General features: G+C 58.2%; 3 protein-coding genes. All 3 read left to right on the forward strand.

Annotated features, from left to right (window positions below; all coding sequences use genetic code 11):
* A partial coding sequence (locus HMPREF2690_RS00180; protein ID WP_210401367.1) for a YPDG domain-containing protein occupies positions 1-1,236 on the forward strand: 1,236 nt, incomplete at its 5' end.
* 357 nt (positions 1,237-1,593) lie between these two features.
* Positions 1,594-6,168: a Rib/alpha-like domain-containing protein gene (locus HMPREF2690_RS00185; protein WP_070819843.1), complete on the forward strand. Its 4,575-nt coding sequence runs from the start codon at positions 1,594-1,596 to the stop codon at positions 6,166-6,168.
* A gap of 557 nt (positions 6,169-6,725) precedes the next feature.
* Positions 6,726-9,399: Rib/alpha-like domain-containing protein (locus HMPREF2690_RS00190; RefSeq protein ID WP_210401368.1), on the forward strand; the 2,674-nt coding region annotated here is incomplete at its 3' end.

The following is a 9,399-nucleotide window of genomic DNA, read 5'->3' on the forward strand; positions in this document are numbered from 1 at the left end:
GAGGACGTGACCGTTCCTGCTCCGGAGTTCAAGGACAAGGATGGCAACCCGACCACGCCGCCGGATGGCACCACGTTCACTCCGGGTGAGAACACCCCGGATGGCGTGACCATCGATGAGAACACCGGCGAGATCACCGTGACTATTCCGAAGGACGCGAAGCCGGGTGACAAGATCACCGTCCCGGTCGAGGTCACCTACCCGGATGGCTCCAAGGACAACGTTGACGTCACCGTCACCGTTGACAACCCGGATGCGAAGACTGCGGATGAGATCGAGCCGGAGTACAAGGATGGTTCGGGCAAGCCTGGTGAGGACGTCAAGGTCGAAAAGCCTGAGTTCAAGGACAAGGACGGCAACACGACCACGCCGCCGGATGGCACGACCTTCACTCCGGGTGAGAACGCGCCGGATGGTGTGGTCGTCGATAAGAACACCGGCGAGATCACCGTGACTATTCCGAAGGACGCCAACCCAGGCGACAAGATCACCGTCCCGGTCGAGGTGACCTACCCGGATGGCTCCAAGGACAACGTTGACGTCACCGTCACCGTTGACAACCCGGATAAGCCGGTAGATGAGGGTGCGGACACCACGCCGCCGAAGATCGACCCGATCAAGCCGGACGATAAGACCGTCACTGGCACCGGCGACCGTCCGAACGAGAACATCACCGTGACCTTCCCGGATGGCAAGGAAGTACCGGCCACGACCGATGGGAACGGTAAGTGGACGGTCAAGGTTCCTGAAGGCACTACCTTGAAGCCGGGCGACAAGGTCGAGGCTCGAGACGAGGCCGGCAACAAGTCCGAGAGGACGGTTGACATTGACACCGGCAAGTGCATCGCCACCTCGGTCGGCTTCGGTCTGCCGCTTATCGCGCTGCTGCCGATTGGTCTGGCTACCCAGTTGGAGATCCCCGGTCTGTCTGACATCGCTGCTCAGGCGAACGCGCAGATCCAGAACTTCAACACCCAGATGCAGCGTCAGCTGGGCGTGTTCAATCCGCAGATGGCTTCCCAGGTGGATGCGATCAACTCGCAACTCGCTCGCTACGGCACCGATATCGGAACCGTGCTCGGCGGCCTGGCGCTGATCGCCGCGGGCATCTTGGCTGGCACGATCATCTACGACAATTGCTCGCCGAACGGTGGCTCGTCCGTGAAGAACCTCGAGTTGAGGGGTTCTTCCGGCAACACCTACGCAGGTTCGTCGAAGGAGGGGAAGGAGAAGTAATGCAATAGACCAGCGCCTTTACTAAAGGCGTCTTCCTCGAATCCGTCGCCCCGCTCATCATTCCGGTGAGCGGGGCGACGTTTTGCGCATATTGCTTATCGACGACCCCACCTCCCCGAGCTACCCCCGCCCAAAGGCAGGGAACTCACAGTAAACATTCATGAAGCAGTACGGAACCAGGCAGTTTTTAAATCAATTCCTGAGGGGAAGCTAAATAATCACATGAGTGGGGGTAGGGCCAAAAGGGCAGATTGTAGACAGGTGTCCACCAGGCGTAGCGTTCCCAAAGTCATAAACGGGTGTCCATTAATTGGATATTACGTTTACACACATCGCTATGTTTCTGGAAGGTTCTTTGTGAAGAAAAACTACGTTGCACGCCGCCGTGGCACCTCGGTTGCCGCAGCCGCGTTGTCGCTCGCGTTGGTTGCGCCGCTCGCGCAGCCGATGGCGTTTGCGCAAGACAACCCGCAGGCTGCCCCAGCCCCAGCCCCAGCCCCAACCCCAGCCGCAGCCGCGCACCAAGGCAAGAACAAGCAGGTACCAAACGCCATCTTTGCCAAGGGTGGCTGGCGTGATTTCTACGGCTACCACGGTTGGGCGTACATCAACAAGGATGGCCGCCACGATGACTTGTCGTCGAACAATGAGCCACTCAAGGGCAATGTCATCTACCTGCAGTACGTGACCAAGAACGGTGAGGTTTCGCCGACGTTCTACACCACGACCGACTCCGAGGGTCGCTTCTCCTTCGACCTGTCCGAGAAGGTAACCAACGAGGTTGACGCGCCGCCGTTCTGGCTGGCCGCCGGTGGCGTTCGCGTCCGCGTGTGGGGCGAGAACCCGGATCCGAGCAAGTACTCGGTGGTTGCCGCGGGTGACTTCAACTCGGGCCGTTACACCTCCATCACGGACCGGGTGCAGGAGTCTTGGAACTTCACCGCTGGCCCTGCCGGTTCCCGCATTACCAACGGTCGTTTTGTGCTTGAAGAGAAGCCGAATCATGTTGGTTGGTTGGCTAAGCCGGAGAAGGATTGGACTCGTGCGCTCGACGGCGAGACTGGTGAGCCGACGGCTGATGGTCAGTTCCCGTACTACGGGGATTTTGGCGCGATTAAGAGCATCGCTCACCCGAACGAGTCCATGGTGTGGTGGGAGACTGGTGAGTCTGCCGGTACCTTGCCGGGGTACTACAAGTATCAGCCTGCGCGTGGTGATCGTGCAGCGGGCGGCATCGAGATTGTTGCGTCGTATCTTAACGACGAAGTCGCGCGCCAGATCGACGCCTGGAAGAACGAGAACCCGGGTTACACGGTCGAGCAGGAGCGTGCGAACCAGGAGCGCATCATCAAGGCGTACCAGGACGAGCACGGCGAGGGCTCCCACATTGCAGAGACCGTCGTTGCCCCGACCAGCGCTGACGGCATGATTTACCTGCCGTTCAAGGGCACGCTGGGCTACTCGCGCGACAAGGCCAACCTCGGTGTGAACAATGTGGTCAGCGAAGAAGACTGGGGCAAGGTCGCAGAGGACTACCAGAACCAGTGGGTCAACGTGTTTACCGGCGCTTCGTTGTACGACGTGCGCCACATCAACACCGACTACATGTATATCTACCCGAACATTGAGGGCCGCGACGTGAAGAACTCTGCGTTCGTCGCCAATATGTTCATGAACTACCGCGACCAGGGCGCGATTGCCGCCGGCGCGAACATGAACGGTCTGCAGTTCCCGTTGATGACTGCACAGCCGACCTTCGATATTCCGGAGTACAACTCCTACGACAACAAGGGTCGTCCGGGCTCCAAGGTGACTACGAAGACCGCGGGCTTGCTGCCGAACACGGAGTACGCAATCCGTTGGTACGCAACCGCTCCGGATGGTACCCAGACTGAGATCAAGGACGCGATGTGCAAGATCAAGATCGACGACAAGGGTGCGCTCGAGTCCTGCAACTTCCAGGCTCCTGAGGATCTGAAGGAGACCACGGTCTACACCGCCGCGCTGGTTTCTGTTGACCCGGCTTCCGGCAAGCCGTCTGATCGTTGGGAGATCGCAGACTCCTTCACCGCTGTTGTTCCTGAGCCGCTGCCGTTGGGCTCGGTTGGCACTGAGTTCCCGAACAACGACGTGACGCCGCTGTTCAAGGATCTGCCGGACAATATGAAAGAGGGCACTGAACCGTCCTACTCGGCTAACGACTTGCCTGCAGGTCTGGCCATCGACCCGAAGACCGGCAAGATCACCGGCAAGCCGACCACCCCGGGCACCACCGAGGTCATCGTGACTCGCGAGGTCGAGGTCTTGGTTGAGCAGGATGTGCCGGTGCTTGACGACGACGGCAACCCGGTCTACGAAAACTCAGACGAGCAAGATCCTGACAAGCGTATTGAGAAGACCGAGAAGAAGCCCGTCGCGCAGAAGCGTAAGGAGCAGGTAGTCACCAAGATCACGGTGACGGATACCAAGCTGGCCGACGGCGTTGTTGGCGAGCCGTATCAGCAGGACGTGAAACCGGAAGGCTTTGACAAGCTGCCGCAGGGCTTCGAGCTGAAGAAGGACTCCATCAAGGTTGAGGGCCTCCCGGAGGGCCTGGAGTTCAAGGACGGCACAATCACCGGTACGCCGAAGAAGACGGTTGACGCTTTCGAAGAGAAGCCGAACGTCTCCGTTACCTACACGTTGGTGGATCAGGACGGCAACGAGACCGAGCACACCGACCTTGTCCCGCTGAAGGTCACCGACCAAGCCAGCAAGTACGAACCGCAGGGTAAGGACCAGGAGGTTGCGAAGAACGCTGAGCCGAAGGCTGAGGATTCGATCGCGAACAAGGAAGATCTTCCGGAGGGCACCAAGTACGCCTGGAAGGATGTGCCGAAGACTGACACCTCTGGTGACAAGGAAGCTGTCGTTGTTGTGACCTACCCGGATGGCACCACTGATGAGGTGCCGGTGACGGTGAAGGTTGCCAAGGATCAGGCCGAGCAGCACGACCCGCAAGGCAAGGATCAGACGGTTGAGACTGGCAAGAAGCCGGATCCGAAGGACAACGTCAAGGACGCTGACAAGCTTCCTGAGGGCACGACCTTCAAGTACAAGGAAGATCCGGACACCACTACTGCTGGGGATAAGCCGGTCACGGTCGTCGTCACCTACCCGGATGGTTCCACCGACGAGGTGCAGGCCACTGTGAAGGTGGAGGACCCGAAGCCTGCAGAGGGACCGACCCCGGAACAGCCGCAACCCGAGCAGCCGCAGCCCGAGCAACCCCAGCCCGAGCCGACCCCGGAGCAGCCCCAGCCCGAGGCCCCGAAGCAGTCCGACGCTGACACCTACGAGCCGCAGGTCCAGGACAAGACCGTCGAGCCGAACGAGGTCCCGGAGGCCAAGGACCACGTCACCAACATCGACGAGCTGCCGGAGGGCACGACCTTCGAGTACGAGCAGGAGCCGGATACCTCCACTGAGGGCGACAAGCCGGTGACCATCGTTGCCACCTACCCGGATGGCACCACCGACAAGGTCAACGCCAACGTCAAGGTGCAGAAGAACGCGACCGACGCTGACAAGCACGACCCGCAAGGCCAGGACCAGAAAGTCAAGACTGGCGGCACCCCGGATCCGAAGGGCAACATCAAGGACGCCGATAGCCTGCCGGAAGGAACCACCTTCGAGTACAAGAAGACCCCGGATACCTCGAAGCCGGGCGTCTACGACGTCACCGTTGTCGTGACTTACCCGGATGGCTCCACCGATGAGGTGCAAACAACCATCACCGTTGGCACCGACGCGGAGCGTTTCGTGCCGGAGTACGACGACCTCACGAGCGTGCCGGTTGATGGTGAGAAGAACACCAACGACCCGTTCGGTACCAAGGCACCGGTGAAGAATACGGAGGCAAAGCCGACCGCGGATTCGGACGTCGACAAGTGGATCTTCACCCCGCAGGATAATGGCGTGATCAACGCGAAGGCTCCTTCGATGAAGGACGTCGCTGAAAAGGTCGAGGCGCACCTGCCGGAGATCAAGAGCGCCGATGCGAAGAAGCGTTGGGATAAGTTCTTCGAAACCTTCAAGCCGTTCGCCCGCCCGTCCGTTGCTGTCGGCTTCACCTACGAGGACGACTCGACCAACTCCGCGACCGCCAACTTCGATCTAGTCGGCAAGGATGGCAAGTCCTTGCTGGATCCGGATGGTGACTTTGATGGTGATGGACACAGCAACCGCGAGGAGGTGGAGAACGGTTCCAACCCGGCAGACGATCAGTCCAAGCCAGACACCACGGCACCGACTATCGACGACATCATCCCCGGCGCCAAGACCATCACCGGCAAGGGCGACCGTCCTGGCGAGACCATCATCGTGACCTGGCCAAACGGCAAGACCATCACGACCACGACCGGCAAGGACGGCAAGTGGAAGGTCAACGTCCCGGCGGACGTCAACCTGAAGACTGGTGACGAGATCCAGGTTGTCGACGGCGCCGGCAACAAGGCCACCGCAAAGGTCGGCATCGACACCGGCAAGTGCGTTGCCACCTCCGTCGGCTTTGGCCTGCCCCTGATCGCGCTGCTGCCGATTGGCCTGGCCACCCAAATCCAGATCCCGGGCCTCACCGAGTTCGCCGCCCAGGCGAACGCACAGATCCAGACCGCGAACACGCGCCTCCAGCAGCAGTTGGGCGTGCTCAACCCGCAGGTCGCCGCTCAAGCGGACGCCGTGAACGCGAAGCTTGCCCAGTACGGCACCGACATCGCAACCGTTGTTGGCGGCCTCGCGCTGATCGCCGCGGGCATCCTCGCCGGCACGATCATTTACGACAACTGCTCGCCCAACGGCGGCTCGTCCGTGAAGAACCTCGAACTCAAAGGATCTTCCGGCAACACCTACGCTGGCTCCTCCAAGGAGACCACGGCTCCGGAGAAGAAGTAGGTTCTAGCTACTAGTTAGCGCGTTGTTGCCCCGTACCCCCGTTGTTGGGATACGGGGCAACTGTCGTTGGGGCATTTTGCTTATCGACGACCCCACTACCCCGAATCACCCCCTAAAGTAGGCACTTCTGCCTTTCTAAGAAAATCTCACCTTCACCCCATTTTTCACGGATCTTCTCGGTGTTAGAGGATTGGGAGGCCAAGTACCGTGCCTGGGCGGAAATCGTCACCCAAAAACGCAGGGCAGATAGGCATTTGCGGTGGTTGGGGATGCATCTCGATATTGCACGTTTCCAAGATGTATCTATTTTGACAGGTCAACAATTTTTGACGACGTGGGCAAACGCTGTCCAGCGAAAAATGGAAAAAGACACTGCCGGGTTGGAAGAACCTGAGAAATCTTCTACGCGGTTGTGGGCAGACGTAATGATCATTGCGGGCTGTTGTCAACTTCTTTACCCTTGCCTATGTCGGCCCTGTATGGCATGTGTCCGAAAAGCGTCACAACAGGCAGGGCTTGTCTAACCGAAATTGTCATTTTCGAGGAAGGAATTTTCGGTGAAGAAGAATTACATTGCTCGTCGTCGTGGCACGTCGGTTGCTGCGGCTGCGTTGTCGTTTGCGTTGGTTGCGCCGTTGGCGCAGCCGGTAGCGTTTGCGCAGGAGGATAAGCCTGCTGCTGATGCAGCACCTGCTGATCCGAATCCTGCTGAACAGCCGGGTGATCAGCCTGTTGAAGAACAGGATAAGGGTGAGGTTGTTGAGGATCTATTCCCGTCGCGTGACGGCCAGCAGGTCATTGAGGCTGATGCTGTAGCGAATGGGTACATCAAAACGACGATTGATACCACGAATGCCGAGTCTGTGTTGACTGGCCGTGCGCTTGAGGTGACCAATAAGGGCACCTATGCCCCGTTCCAGAACAGCCAGCAGCCGGTGCCGACGGGCACGAAGGTCTACATGCAGTGGATCGATAGCGATGGTGCTGTTTCGCCGGTGTATGTCACTGAGACTACTGATGGTTTTAGCACCGGTGATGATTCTGGCGGTCCTGGTTTTTATGCGTTTGATCTGCGTGAGCCGTGGTTTGATGCCAATGGTACGAAGCATGAGTTCCGTGCGTGGGGTGCGAGCGCTTCACAGTACTACCGTTTGTGGATCGATGAGTATGAGCGCGATGGTGTGACGTATTCGCCGTTCCGTCAGGCTGGTGGGTTGTTCCCAGGTTCGTTCTGGTCGACCGGTGAGACCCGTCAAAATGGTGCGTTTGCTTTGCTGGGCAAGAATATGCACTACACGGCTTTCTTTATGGCGCCGAAGCCTGCGGGGTTGACTGAGGCGTTTACGCGTCCGGGTGATGAGTGGAAGCAAGCGGATGTCTACATTGATGGTGAAGATACTCCGACGGTGCTTGAGTCGCGTGGTGGTATATACGATCCGTCTGTGTATGTGGGTGTAACGGATACGATTTCTGGTTCTGTGTGGTATGAGACCGGTGCTGGTGATCGTGGCAATACGCAAACTGGTGTGCACCGCAATGTTGATGGTGCGGATTACCCGGCGAAGGGGTACCAGGTTGTGTTGTCGCAGCTGACGCAGGAAGGCTACCGCGACTACCAGGATGCGGTGGGTAAGGTTCCGGAGGATCAGCGTAACGAGAAGTCCATTGAGTGGATTAAGGCGAATCCGGACGCGATTGATGCGACGTATTACACCACGGTGGATGAGTTTGGTAACTACTCGATGCAGTTGCCGAAGAATGCGTTGACGAACAATGTTGCTACCACCGATAACATTTGGATGACGGTGTTGGATGAGGATGGCAATGAGGTTGTGGCGTATTCGCCGTGGCTGTTGCCGCAGTTTATGAATGCTGATTCGACGGGGCAGATGGCGCCGCGTCATGCTGCATCGAATCCGACGATGAACGCTGGTCCGCGTAATCACCGTAATTACTCGTTCGGTATTTTGCCGCAGTATGACATTGATCAGTTTGACATTGTCAACTACAACGTGACGGATATGCCGGCGACGAAGGGTACGGATACTGAGCCTGCTCGTCTTGAGGCTAAGGGTCGTTTGACGTTGTTGCCGACGAAGTTGGAGTGGCGTCAGGGCAATCGTGTGCTCAAGGAGTGCCCGGTTGATAACCTGTCGAATTTGGGTGATTGCCAGACGCTTGATTTCAACGATGAGGCATATGGGCTCAAGGATGGCGATATCGTTCGTGCGGTGTTGGTCACCGGTGAGGGCGATGGTCGCAATGAGATTGCTGCCGATTCGTTTGCGGTGCGTAAGAATGATCCGGAGTTGGATGCTAATGAAAACGCTCCGAAGTATGAGGATTCGGTTGCCCCGCAGGGTAGCGAGGTAAAGGTTCCGGCGCCGAAGAATGAGGATGATAAGGATCTTCCTGAGGGTTCGACGTTTGGTCCGAATAAGGATCCGAACTTCCCGGTGCTCAAGGATGGCAAGCCGGTTGTCGATGCCAATGGTGATCCGGCTGGTTTCCCTGGCACCTACCAGATTGATCCGAATACTGGTGAGATCATGGTGAAGCCGAAGGCGGATGCTCCGGTTGGTGACTATGAGATTCCGGTTGTTGTGCACTACCCGGATGGTTCCGCTGAGACCGTCTACGCCAAGGTTAAGGTAGTCCCTGAGTACACCCCGAACTACCCGGGTGAGTACCAGCCGAAGGATGAGAAGAAGCCGAAGGGTTATGTCACCCCGGCTGGTGAAGAGACCACCATCAAGGTTGACTTCGACGACCCGGCCACCGAGAAGAAGGAACAGGCACCGGCTAAGGACGTTGCGAAGTTCTCGATCGACGATGCAGCGAGGAAGGCAGCTGAAGAAGCAGGCTACACCGTTGACGTTGATTCGGCCACGGGTGATGTGAAGGTAACCCCGAAGAAGCCGACCCTGGATAAGGACGGCAACCAGGTGAACGTGCCGGCTGAGTCGTTGACGATTCCGGTGAAGGTAACCTACAACGACGGTGCGCTCGAGGATATCGCTGAGGCTGTTGTCTACCTCGATACCGATAATGACGGCATCCCGGATATCGACGATGAGGACGACGACAACGACGGCATTCCGGACAAGGACGATAAAAACCCGAATGTTCCGGATCAGTCCAAGACGCTTGAGCCGAACTACGAGGACGGCACGGGTAAGCCGGGTGAGGATGTCACAGTTGACAAGCCGGTCTTTAAGGATAAGGACGGCA

The organism is Corynebacterium sp. HMSC034E11 (genome assembly GCF_001835905.1).
Taxonomy (GTDB): Bacteria; Actinomycetota; Actinomycetes; order Mycobacteriales; family Mycobacteriaceae; genus Corynebacterium; species Corynebacterium coyleae.